The 18,539-nt window shown below is 51.2% G+C and carries 14 protein-coding genes; 6 read left to right on the top strand and 8 right to left on the bottom strand.

Translation table 11 applies throughout. The features are described from left to right. Positions 1–108: 108 nt before the first annotated feature. The 3 genes from Q1A54_RS08620 to Q1A54_RS08630 form a co-directional block, all read right to left on the bottom strand. A complete protein-coding gene (locus Q1A54_RS08620) occupies positions 109–876 on the bottom strand; it encodes a creatininase family protein (protein WP_299986754.1) in 768 nt (255 codons plus the stop codon). Between the two features lie 13 nt (positions 877–889). Beyond that, positions 890–1,285: a hypothetical protein gene (locus Q1A54_RS08625; protein ID WP_299986756.1), complete on the bottom strand. Its 396-nt coding sequence runs from the start codon at positions 1,283–1,285 to the stop codon at positions 890–892. A 64-nt stretch (positions 1,286–1,349) separates the two neighbouring features. Continuing rightward, positions 1,350–1,751 carry a hypothetical protein gene (locus Q1A54_RS08630; RefSeq protein WP_196117588.1) on the bottom strand — a complete coding sequence of 134 codons (402 nt, stop codon included), beginning with the start codon at positions 1,749–1,751 and terminating at the stop codon, positions 1,350–1,352. 258 nt (positions 1,752–2,009) lie between these two features. Between Q1A54_RS08630 and Q1A54_RS08635 the strand changes: the two genes are divergently transcribed. Next, positions 2,010–2,417, top strand: a complete 408-nt coding sequence (locus tag Q1A54_RS08635; protein WP_299986758.1) for a hypothetical protein — start codon at positions 2,010–2,012, stop codon at positions 2,415–2,417. Between the two features lie 195 nt (positions 2,418–2,612). Here the strand turns inward: Q1A54_RS08635 and Q1A54_RS08640 are convergent, their stop codons facing one another. Both Q1A54_RS08640 and Q1A54_RS08645 read right to left on the bottom strand, forming a co-directional pair. Beyond that, the gene (locus Q1A54_RS08640) at positions 2,613–3,848 is read right to left on the bottom strand and encodes a PAS domain-containing sensor histidine kinase (protein WP_299986760.1); all 1,236 of its coding nucleotides are present in this window, start codon (positions 3,846–3,848) and stop codon (positions 2,613–2,615) included. Positions 3,849–3,949: 101 nt separating this feature from the next. After that, positions 3,950–7,825 carry an Eco57I restriction-modification methylase domain-containing protein gene (locus Q1A54_RS08645; protein WP_299986762.1) on the bottom strand — a complete coding sequence of 1,292 codons (3,876 nt, stop codon included), beginning with the start codon at positions 7,823–7,825 and terminating at the stop codon, positions 3,950–3,952. Between the two features lie 473 nt (positions 7,826–8,298). Between Q1A54_RS08645 and Q1A54_RS08650 the strand changes: the two genes are divergently transcribed. From Q1A54_RS08650 to Q1A54_RS08660, 3 genes are all read left to right on the top strand, one after another. Next, positions 8,299–9,825: a S8 family serine peptidase gene (locus tag Q1A54_RS08650; protein WP_299986764.1), complete on the top strand. Its 1,527-nt coding sequence runs from the start codon at positions 8,299–8,301 to the stop codon at positions 9,823–9,825. 304 nt (positions 9,826–10,129) lie between these two features. Beyond that, positions 10,130–12,367 (top strand): PAS domain S-box protein, encoded by a 2,238-nt coding sequence (locus Q1A54_RS08655; protein ID WP_299986765.1) that lies wholly within the window; start codon positions 10,130–10,132, stop codon positions 12,365–12,367. Beyond that, the gene (locus tag Q1A54_RS08660) at positions 12,342–12,740 is read left to right on the top strand and encodes a response regulator (protein ID WP_196117578.1); all 399 of its coding nucleotides are present in this window, start codon (positions 12,342–12,344) and stop codon (positions 12,738–12,740) included. The genes Q1A54_RS08655 and Q1A54_RS08660 overlap by 26 nt, the downstream gene beginning before the upstream one ends. On the opposite strand, the gene Q1A54_RS08665 is transcribed toward Q1A54_RS08660, so the two are convergent. After that, positions 12,737–13,816, bottom strand: coding sequence for a PAS domain-containing sensor histidine kinase (locus Q1A54_RS08665; RefSeq protein WP_299986768.1), 1,080 nt, complete (start codon positions 13,814–13,816; stop codon positions 12,737–12,739). The genes Q1A54_RS08660 and Q1A54_RS08665 overlap by 4 nt on opposite strands. Before the next feature lie 65 nt (positions 13,817–13,881). Here Q1A54_RS08665 and Q1A54_RS08670 point away from each other — a divergent pair, with 65 nt between their 5' ends. Further along, complete coding sequence (locus Q1A54_RS08670) at positions 13,882–14,652, top strand: DUF2490 domain-containing protein (protein WP_299986770.1); 771 nt, start codon at positions 13,882–13,884, stop codon at positions 14,650–14,652. 23 nt (positions 14,653–14,675) lie between these two features. Here the strand turns inward: Q1A54_RS08670 and Q1A54_RS08675 are convergent, their stop codons facing one another. Together Q1A54_RS08675 and Q1A54_RS08680 are read right to left on the bottom strand one after the other, a co-directional pair. Further along, positions 14,676–15,158: a hypothetical protein gene (locus tag Q1A54_RS08675; protein ID WP_299986772.1), complete on the bottom strand. Its 483-nt coding sequence runs from the start codon at positions 15,156–15,158 to the stop codon at positions 14,676–14,678. Between the two features lie 432 nt (positions 15,159–15,590). Beyond that, a complete protein-coding gene (locus tag Q1A54_RS08680) occupies positions 15,591–17,522 on the bottom strand; it encodes an ABC-F family ATP-binding cassette domain-containing protein (RefSeq protein ID WP_299986774.1) in 1,932 nt (643 codons plus the stop codon). A 219-nt stretch (positions 17,523–17,741) separates the two neighbouring features. Here Q1A54_RS08680 and Q1A54_RS08685 point away from each other — a divergent pair, with 219 nt between their 5' ends. Then, positions 17,742–18,293 carry a 2'-5' RNA ligase family protein gene (locus Q1A54_RS08685; protein WP_007661227.1) on the top strand — a complete coding sequence of 184 codons (552 nt, stop codon included), beginning with the start codon at positions 17,742–17,744 and terminating at the stop codon, positions 18,291–18,293. Positions 18,294–18,539 lie beyond the last annotated feature (246 nt).

The raw sequence follows: 18,539 nt of genomic DNA on the forward strand, positions 1-18,539 counted from the left end.
AAAAAGCCCTGCTGCACTTAAGCGAATACGCCAGTGCAGCAGGGCTTTTTTTTCTAATAATTGCCCGGATCAGGATTTAAACTCTCAATCTCCCAAACCCTATAATTCCTAAACTCTGCTATACCTGTCCTTTGGGTTCACCTGGCTGAGTTCGATCAGCAGCTGGGCTATGTTTTGTGTAGTAGCTTCGAAGAAGGCCTTGCCTTTGGCGGGTGTGGCGGCGGCCGGGTTGCCGATGCCGGTGTCGTCGCTCACCTGCGACCACAGGCGCTCTGACCAGGCCCAGCCTTCGCGTATACCTGTGAGGCGGGACTTGTACTCTTTGCCCTCCCCCGCTTCGCTGAGCGGCAGCACCAGGTCGGGGCGCAGGTGCTGCATGATGCTGGTCTCCATCTCGTCGGCGTGGTCACCGGGACTGTCGAAGAAGGCCTTGCGGTCAGCGGCCAGAAACCAGTTGCAGGTGAGCAGGAACATGTCCGGAAACTGCAGGCCCAGCTCACGCAAGATGGGTTTGAAATCGTTGCCTCCGTGGCTGTTGAGCAGCAGGAGCTTCTGTATACCCTGCCGGTTGAGCACCGTGACGATGTCGCGCAGGATTGCCAGTTGGGTACTCGGGTTCAGGTTGATGTCGAGTGTGATGTCGGCCTGACCAGTGTTTACGCCAAAAGGTAACACCGGCAGCACCATCACCTTCGCCCCTGCTTCCCAAGCCAGACGGGCAGCCTCAGCTGCCACAGCCTCCGCTTCGTAGTTATCAGTGCCGTAGGGCATGTGATAGTTGTGGGCCTCTGTGGCACCCCAGGGCAGTATGGCTACTTCAACCTGCTGGTCTTTGATCGCTTTCCAGTTCGTTTCGGCAAGTATGTAAGGACGCATGGGGAGTTTGGGTTTAAATTTCAACAAGCCATTCGATCGCGTCATCCATGCTTTCGAAGCTGCGATACGTGATGGAGCCGACAACCAGGGCTGCGGCGTTGCTGGAAATGGTTTCGCGGTCAGGGTCAGCGGTCTTGAGCTTGGCAAACTTTTGCAGCCGCGTAGTGGCTAACTGCAGGGCCAGGTTGTTAATGATCCCGGCATACTCCTCCATCGGCACTGTCACCTTCGACTGGCGCGTATCGGTGAGGATGCGCTTGATATCGTAGCTGCGTACTGTTTCTACCACCTCGTTGATGATATACGTTACCTCCGGTAAGGTATAGTTGTGCATATTCGGCCACTCCACCAAAAGGATATCTTTGGTGGGGTTATAGTCCAGCTTCAGGAATTTATTTGGAATGATCATGTAAGTTTTTTGGACGAAGCGCTATTTATACGCTTCACAGGGCAAAAGTAATGCATTTGGATGATCATCCAAGTATCCAGTTTCGGGCCTCTCCGTACTGCTCAAATTCTCTGAAACTGTAAGGCAGCGTACTATTATCCACTGTCTTGAACATGTTTTCGCAACTGATCCGGGCTGAAATGTCATTAGAGCGGACACGGGCCATTTTCTCCAACTGCTGCACGTGCGGGTAAAAGAGCGGCGCCCACTCCTCCTTCGTCCACTTCTGGTCTGACAGACGCACCACACGGGACAGGCGGTAGTCATCAAGCCAGCGCTTCACTTCGTAGTTCTTGAGTATATGAATGTACTGTAGCATCGCGTCCCGGTACTCTGCGCTGGCCGCGTAAGCCGACCAGGTGATCTCCAGTAATTGCTCCGCCTCGTAATAGGCAATGCTTATATAGTTTTTTTTGTATATTATCATTGCAATACAGTCTGTATAACTGATAGGGACATAGAGAGCTGTAAAACAATCGTTTCCGTGTTTACATCATCAGTGTACTCCTATCCATATATTTCGACAAGGGTTTGCAATAAACAGTTTCCAGTTTTAAAATCAAAACCACTGCATAATTTTAGTATAAATTATTGACCTTTCTCTAGTTTAACTTGACCGTTCAGGGGCTGCTTTGTATCTTGGGCCGATTCATCTCTGAACTATCTTTAGTATTCAGCACGCCCCATGATTCTTTTACAAAACAGCATACTGCGACTGGAGTACAACCCGGCCACTGACATACTGCAGGTGCGCTACCCCGACCTGCAACGCTATCATTTGTCAGAGATCAGGCACAGCCTGCAGATCATGGTGGAAACGATCCGGAACTACGATGTGCGCAAGCTCCTGCTCGACGCCCGCACCACGGCTATAGAAATTGAGGAGGAGGAGAACCGCCAGCTGACGGTGGAACTGGCAGGTATGCTGTCGAAGACGCGCCTGACCAAAGTAGCCCGGGTACAGCCTGCTGACCCTGAAAAGGAAGCCCGCGCACAGCGCAACATTGAGGCCGCCCGCAAAGCAGGCATCTTAAATTATGAAGTCGCTACTTTTACCACTCCGGAAGAAGCCCTGATCTGGCTCAAAGCCTAAGGTATAGACATAAAAAAAGCGGCCCCGGTCGTTCACCCCCGGAGCCGCTCCTATCATTCACAAAATGAGCTTTCGCTAAGCTGCCTATATATACGGCTGCCTATATTAGAAAGTTGTTATCTTTTTTAAAATATTTTTCGGGTAGTAGGAGGTCATGTTATCAGCAGCTTTGCGGGTGCCTGGTCTTTGCCACGCTTAGGGCAACTCTATAAAGACGGAGGTGCCTGCATCTGCCTGGCTTTCAATCCATACCCTGCCCTTGTGCTCGTCTATTATCTGCTTGACAATGTATAGCCCCAGCCCTGTCGTGGGCTCCCCTTTTGTCCCTTGCCTCCTCGCTTTGGTGAATTTCTGGAATACGGTGGCATGCAGCTCAGCGGGAATTCCGATTCCGTTATCCTGCACCTGCAGTACCTTTTTGTCACCTTCCTCTTTCAGTGTGAGGCTTATCTGACCATTTTCCTGGCTAAATTTTACGGCATTGGAAAGCAGGTTCTCCAGCACCCATCTGAACTTGCTTCTATCAATGGCAGCAAAAACAGGTTTTCCTGAATGATGGAACAGCAGGCGAATACCTTTTCTTTCCGCGTCCACTCGCAGGCTGTTCAGGTGGAACTGAATATAGTCTTTCAGGTCTGTTTGTTCCAGGGTAGCATACCTGGACTCGATCTCTCCTATGAGGAGCAGCTCACTGATCAGGTGGAGCGCTCTATCTGAAGTTTCCGAAATAAGGTTGACGTATGAAAAGATTTGCTCGTCCTTTTCCTGCTTTTTTGTATCAGGCTCTTCCAAGGTCTCTTTCAGCAAGCGGGCAGCCAGCATAATATTATTAAGCGGAGATTTCAGATCGTGCGCTACCATGTGCATGATCGTTTCCTGGTTATCGTAAAGCTTCTTGAGCTCCAGTTCAAGGAGTTTTCGCTTATCTATGTTTTCTACTATCGTAAAGCCCAGCCTAGCGTCCTGGTCCTGAAAAAGAATGGAGGTCACCCGACACCAGAAACTGGTGCCGTCCTTTTTGAGAAGGCAGGTTTCTATTTGAAAAGAAGGAATCTGCTCTTCCCAGAGCTTTTTCTGCAGTGCCTGCCAGTCCCAGACAAAATCAGGGTGGGCAAACTCGGTAATGCGGGTACCGACCAGCTCGGCTTTGCTGTAACCCATCATCTGTTGCAAGGACTCATTCACCTGCGTAATTCTCAGGTCCGCGGAAATGATCTTCTGCCCCAGTACAGACTGGTAAAATATAGCTTCGAAGCGGCTTTGGCTCTCTTCGAAGTTTTTATGAATGGCTTCCTGTACATTAAGTCTGTCAAAAGCTGCCGCCTTCTCCAAACGCAATTGCTCTATTTCTTTTCGCAAAGCCAGGATTTCGGCTTCAGAAGAGGTGGTGTTCGCCTGGGAGGTTTTTAGGTTTGTTTTTGAGTTAGGCATATAGTGTAAATACGGCATTAATCGGCGGTTATCCGATTATATTTTTCATTTGGCTAATGAATCAATCATAATAAACACACAGTTGGGCGTTAAAATGGTTGTTATACCTTCGCACTGATAATATGCTGCATTTCGTAGGCTTCACGCGGCATGGCAAAGCCCGGCTCCACGAGCAGCACTTCGTCGTAGGTGAGGTTATAAAGCCGGTATACCTGCAGATCGATCTCAGCTTCCTGCGCCGAGGTATCCGCCCCCGCATCGGCTTGCTTCGCCGCTAATATTTGCTCTACCAAGGCCCGTATACCTGCTTTTGTTTCTTCGTCGGCTTGGGCGATGGGGATTTGTCTTAGATACTTATAGATAAGCTGGTAACCATTCTGAATTGAAGTACAATAAGTTGAAATGAGATACCAGCCTAGTTTAGAATTAAGAACAGCTAAAAGAGATTTGTCCTCTGTAGGTATAATCCAAGTGGCATTATTCCCAAGGAATCCTTCTTCATCAAATGTAAATGCAGGCTTAACCTGAAATACTAGATAAATAATTTTAGGTTTATCAAATTCTTCATAGTATTCGCATGCTCTTAGTTCCCACCAATAATCGCCTTTATCACTGCGTGCAATAGCTTTTTCTTTATGTGGGAGTAAGTGATTAGCTACCGCAGGGAAGTTCTGAAAAAGCCAATCCCAAGCATGTGTTTCATTCGTTTTTTCCCCTATATGATTTGATGTCCAACCTTTTGGCATTCCAATTAAGAATCTCTTCTTAGGCAAAGGCATATATTTTTTCACATCACGCCCAGCCAAAAACGGCTTGATCACCTCGGCACTTCTCGGGTCTTCTGCGATCAGTCTGTCTTTCGTCGCTTCATCAATCACAAAGGCTTCGTTATACCCGGTTTTAATGCCATAATATATTTTCCCCTCCACATACTCCCCCAACGGTATACCTGTGTTTTTCAGTTTTTCAAGTAATTGCTGCGAAGTACTATCAGAAAGCGACCAGCCCGAATCAGGGAGCAGGTTCGCCTGCACCCAATAGCCGTTGTTCTGCAGATATTCTGACAAGCCCCGTTCATAATCGAGGGTGTCTATACCTGCGGCCTGCAAGGTATAGTCCTCATCCTGCGGTGCCGTTTTGGTGACAGACACAATCAGCGGGTAGGTCGTGGCTTCTTCAAACACCGGCAAGTCGCCGAAGTCGAGCAGCTGCTGCAAGGTATAGGTTTGCACCCAGCCACGGAGCGCCTGCCCATACCCGGCCCGCATCCATTTGTTGGGCACGATGTAGCTGAACTGACCACCTTCGCGCAGCAGGTCTATACCTCGTTCCACAAAGTAAACATACAGGTCGGCAGTGCCGGCGTAGGTCGCAAAGTGCTTTTTCAGGTATAGCTTAAAGTTGCCGAGCTCTTCCTGCCGGATGTAGGGCGGGTTGCCGATCACCACATCAAAACCGAGGTAATTGCCTGCCTCGTCCAGCACTTCCGGAAACTCGAAACGCCACTCAAAAGCGCCCTCGTATACCTTGTTCGATTCTATTTGTTCCCGCTCGGCCTCCAGCTTCTGGAGTTCCTTTTTCATGGCGGCGAGTTTGGCCTTGTCTACCTTCACAGCACCGAACAGGTCGGGGTCCTGCACAGCGGCAATGGTGCCCCGCAGCTTCGCCATACGCTGGCGCAGCGGGTCGTTGTTGGCCAGTGTAGTCCGGAAGCCCTGCCTGATCTCCTCCAGAAAATGCACCAGCTGCTTCTTCGTTTCCTTGGAGTTGGTGTGCTTGTACTCCAGCACGGCCTCGCGGTAAGCTTGCAGGCTGTGGCCCTTCTTACCAAAGGCATCCTGCAGGTCGGCGGTGAGCGGGTAGCGGCTCAGCAGCGAGTTGCCCTGCTTGATGTTGATGTCGATGTTGGGGAGCGTTTGCAGTTCGGTATAGCCAGCCCCCTCCTGTTGCAGATAGTAGGCACTTTTAAGCAGCTCGATCCAGAGGCGCAGGCGGCAGATCTTGACCGAATTCGGGTTGATGTCCACGCCGAACAGGCAGTTCTCGATGATGGTCTGCTTTTCGTGGAAGAGCGTTTCCTGCAGTTCCTGTACCTGTGGGTTGATGCTGTGATGCCCGTCCGGGTGCTGGTGCACGGTATAGCTGAAGAGCTCGCCGTAGTAGTCGGTCACGATCAGCTCGTCGTTCTGCACCTCGATGCTGCCATAGTGCAGCGGCTTGCCCTGCCGGTTGAGCAAAATGCGCAGCTCCGATTTGATGACGATCAGCTCGTTGAGCGCGCTCACCAGGTAGTGCCCCGAGCCCACCGCCGGGTCGCAGATGCGGAGGTTGTTGATAAGCTGATTCGCCTCCAGCGCCGCCTGAAGCGTATGGTTGGCCATCAGCCGGAAACGCAGCGCGTCGAAGTCAGCCAGTTCCCAGGTATAGAACTCGTTAAACCGCTGCACCACCGCACGGCGTATGGCTTCGCGGCTCATGTACATCGTAATGAAGCCTGGCGTATAGAAAGAGCCGTCGCGGTAGCCGTTTATTTTCTCAAAGATCAGGCCCAGCACTGAGGCCGTGATCAGGGTTTTATTTTCTTCCTGTATCGCCTCCTTGCCCTCCGCCCCGAAGTCGTAGCTGCCCAGAAAGCGCAGCATGTACTCCATGGTGCGCATGTCGGCCTGCGACTTGCTCAGCACCTTGCCCGCCCCATCGCGCAGCACTGTGCGCGGGTATAGCGCCAGGCGGCTGTTGTCTTTCAGGTTGGAGATGCGCAGGGTGCGTTTTTCCAGGGCCGTGGTCTCAAACAGCGACGAGTTCAGGTATGGGATATGCCGGAACTTGTCGCGCACGTTGGTGCTGCGATGCTGCGGTCGCTCGGCCAGCACATCAAAAAAGAGCTCGTTCAGGTCATCAAACTCACGCAGCTGCTCCGGGTTCATGAAGGCGTATACCTTGTCGTCCTGGTGGTAACTGGCCAGCTGGGCTTCCAGCAGCTTCAGGAACAGGATGCGGTTCATCCAGGTGATGCACAGCTCCAGCGCCACATTGAACAGTTGCTCCTCGCGGGTATTGCCGTAGGTATAGGGGTTGTCGAGTCCAGATACCAGGTCCTCTGATTTGAGCTTTTGGTAAGCGGCCTCTAGCAGCGAGCCTGCATCGGGTCTGGCTTTGCGGCGAATCAGCTTGCGGCCTCCCTCCTTCACTTCCTCCAGTCCAATGATGTGCAGCAGCTCCAGGTAAAAGCCGGGGTCCAGCGAGTTGGCGTCGTTGGCAAAAGGCTCCTTGAGCAGATGCGCCGGTGAGAGCAGCTTGTAGAGGGCCACCAGCTTCACATCGTCTTTGAGGTCCTTGTTTTTGAGCGGCTTCTCAAATTCTTTGAGGTTTACATAGGTATAGGTGATGCTTTCGGACAGCCCGGCGATAAAGGGGGCCACGATCTCCTTGTAGAAAAAGTCGGTGCTGTTGCCGGATTTCTTGCCCTGGCTCCACTCCACAAAGTCCTTTTTGAGTTGTCCGTTGCGGTAAAACAGTCGGTCGAACTCCAGGGCATCGAACACAAACCACTCGTGCACATTGGTGATGATGAGCTGCTTGAGGTCGTGGTTCTTGTGCTCCACCCGCTCCCGCAGGTAGTAGAGCACCAGTTCGTGCATGGCCTTGTAGTTCAGGTTGTCGCCCGTCGGCATGTCAGCCTTGTTGGTGGGCCGCTTCACTTCCAGCAGCACGCCCGCCTGGCTTTTGGTATCCGGCCCGATGTGGATCACGAGGTCCGTCTTGCCCTTGGTGTTCACGCCGTACTTATCATAAAAAGCACACTTCAAAAAGTCACGCAGGTGGTTCTTCACATGCTCTTCGCTCTCGTTCAGGTTGATGCTCTCGAGTAGTGTTCGGAGAGCCGCTTTGAAAGCCTCCATGTCAGAGCGAGAGGTCTTGAGCCGGAGATACGCTTTATTCAGGGCCTGGCGGGGGCGTAGGATGTTTTGCTGCATAAGTGAAGTGTGCTATGGCTAAGCAAGATAAGCAATAGCGGGGTAAGTTTACATTAAAACTTCTGAATATAGTGCCATTCGTGCGGCATGGGCACATTCTAAAGTTGCGCTGCCTGTATCAGTAGGTCATCCAAAAGACACCTCTCAAAAAAAATAATAAATAAATATTAAATAGTATTTTAAAAATAACTTAATTATTTATAACTTATTATTTAAATACAACGTAACCGAATACTCACATATCTATAACACCATCTATACAATGGTCTTAGGTATACTCACCATCTTACTGGTACAGTATACCTTCTGTTAAGCTCCGATTACCTCTTATTCTCTAACTGTCTTTGGACAGGCCCGGAGAGACAAAAACTATTGAAAATTACACTGGCAGCTATGCTACAGGTATAGTTATGCCTCGTTTTAAACATGTTTTGTCTAATTTATTTTTATAAATCACTTTAAACAAACTACAAATGCTTAACAAAACCTTTACCAGTAAGAAGTTAATCTTCCCAGCCATGCTGGCGTTTATGGCCCTGGTTGGCTGTAACCCTGAACAAGACATGGACCCGGCAACTGAGATGAGTGCGGAAGCCACTCTTATGGCGCAGGGCGTTCATGCAAAATCAAATGTGAAGCTACGCAAAAACCATTATGTGGTATTGTCGAGCAGCGAAACACTTCCGGCAGGTATAGCCTCTGAGCTTAATGCTGCCAATGGCGAGGTAACAAGTCTGATGGAGCAGGCAGGAGTAGCTACCGTATATTCCGAAGACCCGAAGTTCGCCGCCAAAGCCTCTAAAATTAAAGGTGTGCGCTCTGTTGTGCGCGACCTGGAAGTGCAGTGGTACAACCCGGACGACATGAAGATTGTGGAACTGGCTGACGTGGGCACACCGCCGGCAAGCGGCGACGATGATCGCTACTTTGATCTGCAGTGGGGGCATGCCGCCATCAAGGCACCGCAAGCCTGGAATGCAGGCCACCGTGGAAGCGGCGTGCGTGTAGCTGTATTGGATAGCGGCTTTGACTTGGACCACCCGGACCTGGCCCCTAACATCGATTTAGCTGCGAGCAGGAACTTTGTACCGGGCGAACGATTGGATTACGCACTACCGGGTGTAGGTAGCCATGGCACCCACACAGCCGGCACCATTGCCGCTGCTGACAATGGCATTGGCATTATTGGTGTAGCTCCTGAGGCAGAACTTATCCTGGTAAAGGTGCTCCGCGACTCAGGCTCCGGCTCTTTTAGCTGGATGATCGACGGTATTATACATGCGACTCAACAGGGCGCCAATGTGATCAACATGAGCCTTGGAGCTGCACTGCCGCGCAATGGCAAGTTCCTGAACGACAATGGCACACCAGAAGATCCGTCTGACGACTTTATTGAAAGCGATACTAAAGCTGTGCAGGAGTTGCTAATCGCCATTAACCGCGCCACCAGCTATGCCACCAAAAATGGTGTAACCGTTATTGCCTCTGCTGGCAATGACGCCAACAACGGAAACGCAGACAAGTCGCTGGTACACATACCTTCTTCTTCTACCGGTGTTATTTCTATCTCAGCGACGGCTCCGCGCGGTTGGGCACTTAATCCTTTCGGCACTTTTATGGATGACTTCGCCTCTTACTCTAACTACGGCACCCCGGATGTACACTTCGCAGCCCCAGGCGGTGACTATATGTATCCAGGTAATGAGATCGCTACCATTGCAGGTGTGACACAATACGCTTATGTGTTAGATTATGTGTTCAGCACAGGCAGCAACCTTAATCCAGGGACAGCATCCTACTACTGGTCAGTTGGCACGAGTATGGCAGGCCCTCACGCAGCGGGCGTAGCAGCGCTTCTTATCGGCCGTAACGGTGGCAGTATGGAGCCGGCTCATGTACTGGCCAAACTACGCGCCACTTCTGACGATCTTGGCAAACCTGGTCGTGACCCTTACTATGGATATGGCCGCGTAAACGCTTTCCGTGCCGTGACCGAATAAGCACGACAAACCCTCATAACAAAAGCCGGACTGCTTTTCAGCAGTCCGGCTTTTTTATTTCCTTGATTCTATTTTAATCCAATTTTAACACAGCGATTTACACCTATTATCCTATTTGTTTGATTATCAAAACCTAACTGACAACACCAGATAAAGTAATAAGTTACGCATCATAAAATCATGTTTTGGATATTAGAAAGCCTTTTTTCAACATTTAGAACATTTTCATAAATTTCGCCATACAATTGAACCCATATTGCCTAATTACAATTACATTCAGGAAGTTTTAAGCCACTGCACCTTTATGAAGGTAAATTTTACGCCACCTGAAGAGCTGGTCCTTACACCAGATTTCTATAGTTCTATTGTACGTCACGCATCTGAGCTCATCACGGTACTCAACTGTGAAGGGATCTATCAATACATTTCGGATTCGATAGCCACTGAACTTGGCTATACCCCGGAAGACCTGCTGGGCACCTATGTGTTTGACCTGATACATCCGGATGACGTACCTTCTCTTGAGCAGGCGCTCTATAACCTGACCACTGGCGGCACCAAACAAGTAAACCTTCCTCCTGTTCGCTTCAAAGCCAAAAATGACAGCTGGCGCTGGCTCAGCTGTGTCGCTACCAACATGCTGGACAACCCCCATGTGCAGGGTATCGTGACCAATTCGCGCGATATTACCACGCAGATGGAGGCCTCGCGACAGCGCAAAGAAAGCCAGGCTTATTACAAAGCGCTTTTCTTCAACAACCCCGACCTGGTATTTACGATGAGCACAAGCGGGGAAGTGCAGGCCTGCAACGATGCCGTAGTGAAGCTGTCTGGCTATACGCGTGAAGAATTTCCGAAAAGCCATTTTGCCGAATTCGTGTTGCCGGATAACCGTGAAGAAACATTCAAGGCCTTCTCCACAGCGCTTACAGGCCAGCCCTGCAACTTTGAGACCTGCATCCGTCACCGCGATGGCAGCAAGCGCTATTTGTCGGCCGCACTCGTACCTGTGGTGCTGGAGGGCCGGGTGCTCGCCATACAATGCATCGCCAAAGACAGCACCAGCGAAAAAGAGGCCAACCTGCTTGTAAATGCACAGGCAAAGAAGCTGCATAAAATTTTGGAAGGGATGTCGGAAGGCTTTTTTGCCTTGGACAAAGAGTGGCGCTACAGCTTCGGCAACACTGTCTTTGCAAATTTCCTCAACCGGGATCTCGATGACTTAATGGATCTCTGCATCTGGGAGGAATACCCGATCCTGGAGAGCACCCTTTTCAAGCAGAAATGCCTTGAGGTGGCCGAAACAAAAAAGGCAGTACAGTTTAAGGAGCAATTCTGCGATCTGAGTGCTTTTCTGCAGTTCACCATCAGCCCCTTCGAAGGCGGTATCCTCATTGCGTTTTCCAACATCACAGCACAGGTTATCGCGCAGGAAGAGCTGCGGAAGCTTTCGCTGGTGGCCAGTAAAACGACAAACGGCGTGATCATCACCAACGGCCAGCTGGAGATAGAGTGGGTCAATGAGGCTTTCTGCAACGTAACCGGCTATACCATGGAGGAAGTAGCCGGCATGCGCCCGAGCGACATCCTGACGTCTGCCGATACGGACCCGCGCGAGATCATGTGGGTAAGAGAACAACTGGCAAAGGGCATCCCGATGCGCAAGGAACTGCGCAGCTACAAAAAAAACGGCGACCTGATCTGGGCTGATGTCACCATCTCCCCTATTTCCAATGAGCAGGGCCAGGTCATAAAGCACATCTACATCCACACCGATATTACTGAACGCAAGCTCGATCAGGAGCAGTTACTCAAAACGACCGAGCACCTGTACCATCAGAATCAGGACCTGCAGCAGTTCAACTACATTGTATCACACAACCTGCGTGCGCCTGTCGCTAACCTGGTCGGGCTGTCGTCCGTGCTACAGAAGCTTGACCGCAACAGCAGCCGCTTTGCCAAGGGCCTGCAAAATCTGGAAATCTCCGCCCGCCGGCTTGATGATGTGATCAGTGACCTGAACAAAATACTGGCTGTGCGTTCCTCTGACCTGCAGGCAGCCCATGAGATCGTCCTGTTAAGCGAGGTGGCGACAGAAGTGGTGCAGAGCCTGCAGCATCTGCTGACCCAGGCCAATGGCCGCATCATGCTGGACCTGAAGGAGGATGACCTGCTCTGGGCCAACCGGGCTTTCGTCTACAGCATACTGCACAACCTGATTTCAAACGCGATTAAGTACAAATCTTCGCACCGGGACTTACTTATACAGGTAAATAGCGTAAGGAAAGATAACAGCCTGCAATTACGTGTAACAGACAATGGCAGCGGAATGGACCTGGACCTGGTGCGGCCGCATCTGTTCCAGCTCTACAAGCGCTTCCATACAGGACCTGATGGAAAAGGCATCGGGCTATACCTGGTAAAAATGCAAATGAACGCTATTGGAGGCAAGATAGAGGTAGAAAGTAAGCCAGAAGTAGGCACCACTTTTACATTACAGTTTGAGCTCCCAGCCTATGGCCCGCAAGGTTTACATAATTGATGATGATGACATCAGCATATACCTGACCTCCCTGGTACTGGAGGACGCAGGCTTTGCTGACGAGATTTATACCTATAGCTCTGCAGATGATGCCCTGGCTGATCTGTCCTTTACTGACACGGCTCCCCTGCCGGATGTGATCCTGCTCGATCTGAACATGCCTGTCAAAAGCGGCTGGGATTTTCTGGAGGTGCTGCGCCCCTACGAAGATAAACTCAAAGGAAGATTGGATGTGTTCATCCTCACCTCTTCCATCGCTGCCAGCGATAAGGATCTTTCCCGCAATTATCCGCTTGTACGCGGCTTTCTGCACAAGCCACTCGACGAAGAAAGTCTGAACTACATGAAGCAGACGCGCAACAGCCGTGCCTAATCGGCATAGAGCGGGAGTCTGATCACAAAGCGGGCGCCCTCATGCTCACGGCTGTGCACACTGATGTGGCCACCATGCAGCCGCACCAGCTCATATACAATGGAAAGTCCCAGCCCGCGTGACTTCTCCCCGTTCAGTCCCGGCCTTCCGACTTTTGCCTTTCGCTCAAATATATTCGCATGCAGGTTCTCAGGTATACCGATGCCTGTATCGCTGTGCTCGATCACGACTTCATCCCCCTCCTGGTAGGCATGGATCGTGATGTTGCCCGTGCTCGGGGTAAACTTGATGGAATTAGAGATCAGGTTGTTCAGCACCTGGGATATTTTGATCTGGTCCAGGTCCAGCACAAGTGGCTCCTGCGGCAGATCCAGCACCAGCGCCTGCTGTACAATCTGCCCTTTCTGGTAGAACTCGGCCATGCTTCTGATCATCTTATTCAGGTCGACGCGCGTTCTGGTCACTGAGATTTCGGGCGACGCCAGATGCTCCTCACTGAGCAGGTCCCGAATCAGATCTGTGCACTGAATGCAGGCGTTTTCGATAATGGAGGTGTATTGCGCCACTTCCTCCAGCCGGTTATCCTGCGTGTCTTTGCGAAGCAGGGCAGCTACACTCTGTACAATTGCCAATGGCCCGTGCAGGTCATGCAGTACCATTTCGAGCGCACTGTTCTTGCGGTGCCCGAACTCGGCGAGGTAGTTGACAAACTCCTGCTGACGACTATTATCCTCGGCCATACCTGCCACTGCCACTATTTCCTGCGCTGCATCACGAATGGGGTAAACGCTGCAGCGCATGTGGCGCAGCCTGCCATTCCGCATCATGCGTATGGTTTTCTCAACAGGTTCGCCCCGCAGCAATTTATGCCAGCAGTCAACCACGACGGCGCGGTCTTCTTCGGGCACGGTATCGAGCAGGAGTTGAGGTTGCTCCTGCAGCCGCTCATGCTCCGGTTCCCATAAATCACGAAAAGCACTTGAAAGGAAACTGAATTTATTCTGTGCCAGATCAAACTGAAACAAAATTTTATTGCTCTGTCGGCTGATCTGATCTATTGTACTGAGTTTGTCCATTGTGTAAGGCGGTAAGTGGCGTCGCTATTCATACGGTGTGTCTCTTTACACGTTATATTCGTACCATGCAACGTCAGCACACAGCCACCACGCCACAAAAAAGGATGCGCTACTCCCTGGTTTATCTGCTCATGCTCCTGCTACTATTCTGCTGCCCGGCAAAGCTGGCTGCGCAGCAGAAGGAGGTGCAGCAAAACGAGCAGCTCTGGTTCGGCTACATGACTTCAAGCCGTGTTTCTGAGCGGTTTTCCATCTGGAATGACTTTCATTATATACCGGACGGTTTTGGGGTAGTGCGCACCGGCCTGACTACACACTTTCCAAACCGCATTGATGTAACCGCAGGCTATGCGCATGTGTGGCTTCCGGTGGGCGGAGAGCTCAGGCGACGGGAGCACCGCCCCTGGGCGCAGCTCGTCATCCCGACCCCACTTGGCGGCAATTTTGCCCTGCAGCACCGGCTACGCTGGGACTTGCGCTACCGTCAGCGTCTGGCGGCCGGTGAACTGGCGGAAGGCTATACCTTTAACCACCGCGCCCGCCTTCAAACCGTGCTGCGGCGCAACTTCCCTGCCCTTACGATTGGGGGTGTACTGCCCAGTCTGGTTGTATCCAACGAACTGCTGATGAACCTGGGAGAGGAAGCCACCGCTCCCTTTGACCAGAACCGCATCTCCCTGATGGCTGCCGCCCGGTACCAAGGGCTGATGCTGCAGGCCGGCTACATGAACCGCTACGTGCAGGCAGCCACACCGGGCCGCTTTACCGGTAACCATACCCTGGTGGTGTGGCTGTTTCATACCATAGACTGGCGCAGACAGGAAGCACAACCTTAAAGTGTTTAGAAGGCTGGCTCTGTTCAGAAGGTAAAGATTAGAGTAGCCCGGTTAAAGGCATAGCCAAGGCGGATGTCGGGCTGGGGCTTGCTGGCATAGCGTAGGCCTTCGTTATAAACATAGATTGCCCGGTGCTCCCGCTTCATTCTGGCACCAGTAAAAGGTATACTGAAGGTCAGCAGACTCGCTCCCGCACCGGAGATCAGCCAGTTGGGCTGGCTGCCGGCCAGCTGCTTGCTCATCGGGTAGGTGATCAGGATACCACCTGCATAGGAAAGCAAAGAAGCCGGAAGTGAGTTGCGGTTGCCTTTCTGAAGCTCCTGCCTTGCCTCCGGGTGTTGATCCAAAATGTGCAAAAGCTGTTTTTTACTGATTTGCCTGCCATGCTGGTAGTAAGCAAATCCAAGGCCTTTTTTCTGTACAATTATTTCACCGTCGCCCTGCGCCAGGGAGCGGTTGTACATACTGCTCAAAATAAGCAGTACCATTAGTAAATATGTTTTCATAGGTATAAGGTGAGATTCAGGAACAAAATAGCAAAATGTCACTTTATCTCAAAGTACAATTTTTATATACGCATATTTTTGCATTAAAGTATAGATTCACCACACTTCACATCCACTGACTCTCAACATAATACACCTGAATCAACACAAAAAAAGCAGCAAACCCATGGCTTGCTGCTTCAATTTTAAATCACATCAAAAGACCCTGATCAAACGTTTCTAATTTCCCACTTAATACTTATAAGCAGAAGAACAGCATTAATTTACCCTGTTTTGTCATCCTGAAATGATCTTGATGAAGAGGACCCTACCCCAGCAAGCTGCATCTGCTTAATCTTCCGGGGGCAGGGGCTCCCCATTTCTACCGGGCTTTTTCCAGCATGACAACTCTCTTTTATGCTTTAATTTACTACTGTCCTCGTACTTACCCTTCTAATTCCCCAGCTGCGCTTCCAGCTCTTCGGCTTCCAGCATCAGGCTCTCCCACTTCTGGTTGACAGCATCCAGCTCTTTCTGCACCATTTCAAACTTCTGGGAAGTCTCCTGGAGTACGTTCGGGTTACCGTATACCTTTGGGTCAGCCAGCTCGGTTTCGTATTTGGCTAGCTCCTGCTCCAGCACCTGCACCTGTTTTTCAACCTCGCTGATCTGGCGGTTTATCTGCTTCAGCTGGTTGTTCAGCGCATTGAATTCGCTGTTGTCGCGCTTCGGCTTTGGCTCGTCTTTTTTAGGAGCCGGCGCTGCAGCGGCATCGCGTTTTGTTTCTTTCTCGCGCTTCTCCTGGAAGGCCTCATACTCGTGGTACGTGCCCGGGTACTCCTTCAGCTGGTAGTCTTCGATGTACCAGATCTTGGTCGCAACATTCTCCACAAAGTAGCGGTCGTGCGAGATCACGATAAAGGTACCCTCGTACTGCTCGAGCGCCTGGATCAGGATATTCACCGACATCATGTCCAGGTGGTTGGTTGGTTCGTCGAGCATCAGGAAGTTGGCCTCTGAGATGAGCGTCTTGGCCAATGCCACGCGGCTCTTCTCTCCTCCCGACAGTACCTTGATCTTCTTAAACACATCGTCGCCTGTAAACAGGAAGGATCCCAGTAGCGTGCGCAGTTCTACCTCCGTTTTGCCGGAGCCGGCCTGCTGCAGTTCCTGCAGTATTTCGTTTTCCACGTTCAGGGCCTCCAACTGGTGCTGTGCATAGAAGGACATGATCACATTGTGCCCCATTTCGCGCTTACCCTGGATCGGTTCCGTACCGGCGATGATGCGCAACAGCGTAGACTTACCTTTGCCGTTGGCACCGATGAGGGCGATCTTGTCGCCCCGCTCAATGTGGACGTTGGTATCCCGGAAAATCATCTTGCTGCCGAAGCTCTTGCTCATGTGTTCGAGGCGGAATATGTGACGTCCCGGCTGCACATTGAAGCGGAAACTAAAGTTCACCTTCGCCGCCTCCGGAGCCACCTCCTCGATGCGCTCCATACGCTCGAGCTGCTTCATGCGGCTCTGCGCCTGCTTAGCCTTGGTCGCTTTGGCCTTGAAGCGCTCAATAAAACGCTCCGTCTGCCGGATCTGGGCCTGCTGGTTTTCGTAGGCGCCTTTCTGAATCTCGTTTCGCAGGGCTTTCTCTTCCACATAGAAGCTGTAATTGCCCGGGTATAGGTTCAGCTTCGCCCCCGACACCTCCACCGTGATGTTAGTGGTTTTGTCTAAGAACTCCCTGTCGTGCGACACAATCACGACGGCCCCCTCAAAGCGGTCCAGGTAGGACTCCAGCCACTTGATAGAAGGTAAGTCGAGGTGGTTGGTCGGTTCGTCGAGCAGCAGCAGCGAAGGCTTCTGCAACAGGATCTTGGCCAGCATCACGCGCATGCGCCAGCCACCCGAGAAAGAGGCCAGTGGTTGCTTCAGCTCCTCCGTTGTAAAGCCAAGCCCCTCCAAGATTGACTCCGCCTCCGCCTGCATGGTATAGCCACCAAGCGCCTCAAAGCGCTCCTGCAGCGAAGCCAGCTTATCGACCAGTTTGTCATGAAAGTTGTTCTCAAACTCCACCAGTATCTGATCAATCTCCTGCTGTAGCGAGATAGCCTCCTCAAAAGCCTGCATGGCCACCGACAGGATGCTCTCGTGCGTTTCGTAGCTGAGCAGGTCCTGGTTCAGGAAACCGATGGTGGTCTCCTTGCTCATCTGTATGCTGCCTCCGTCAGGCTTGTACTCGCCCACGATGATGCGCAGCAGGGTAGATTTGCCGGTACCGTTGAGCCCGATCAGGCCTATCTTGTCTTTGGGTTTGATGTGCAGGCTGGCATCCTCGTACATGGGGCGGCTGCCAAAATGAAAGCTAAGGTTATTTATAGAGATCATAGATTCAGAAAGCTGAGCTACAAAGGTACTTATTTTGGGAAACATCCCCAGTGCAAAGGTCCACAGACCAAAAGTCACCTCATACGTAGAAATAAAAGATGCCTGCTGCAAAAAGCTCCGGCTAGGTAAACATTATCACATGCACCTCGTTCTATAGCTTTATGCTTTTGAAAAATGTGTGTGCGATACGTTGAGAACAGCAATAAAATATAGCCTTTTATGATCGCAGTAACATCCCTGCTCGACCCCTCTCATTCTGCGCGTGTATCTGAACTGACCGAGCTTCTTGATGAGAAATTTGGGCTCAATGAGGTGAAGATGACGCCATACCCGCACCTGACTCTGCTCACAGCCGAAATACCGGACATGGAAGAGATCCAGCAATACCTGGCGGAAACCAGCCGTGAAACGGAGCCCTTCACCATCCGCACTACTGGTCTGGGCGTGTTCCCTGGCGAGAAACCGGTGATCTACATCCCGGTGCTGCGCACAGCGCCGCTCAACCAGCTGCATGCCCGCCTGCACCGCGACATATCCGAGATGAGCAGCGAAATGGGCATTTACTACAACCCTAACATGTGGCTCCCTCACATTTCCCTGGCCCTCGGCGACACCTCCCCCGAAGTACTGGGACCGGTACTCACCTTTCTGTTCAATTACAATTTCAACTGGGAGATCAGGATCGACAACCTGACCATACTGCAAAAGTGCGGTGATTATTACCTGAAGGAAGACGAGTATACCTTCGGGCGTAAGGAGCTGACGCTATAGGTTTGCTCCTCTTTACACAGCCACTCTATCCCAGAATTTTCCAAGCATAGTCCTTTCTCAAACCTGCCTGTGGATTTACCACAGCTGATGCCCCCTTGGCTGTCATAAGGAAAGTATTATTTTAATTTAATTTTAATCACGTTTAGTTTCACTTTTTCTTAACCCCTTAAAATTCATCCCCGTATTCTTGAATTGATTTAACCACACAAAGTCAAAAGCATATCCTATACACATCTCAAAAACAAA

Source organism: uncultured Pontibacter sp. (assembly GCF_947502515.1).
Lineage (GTDB): Bacteria > Bacteroidota > Bacteroidia > Cytophagales > Hymenobacteraceae > Pontibacter.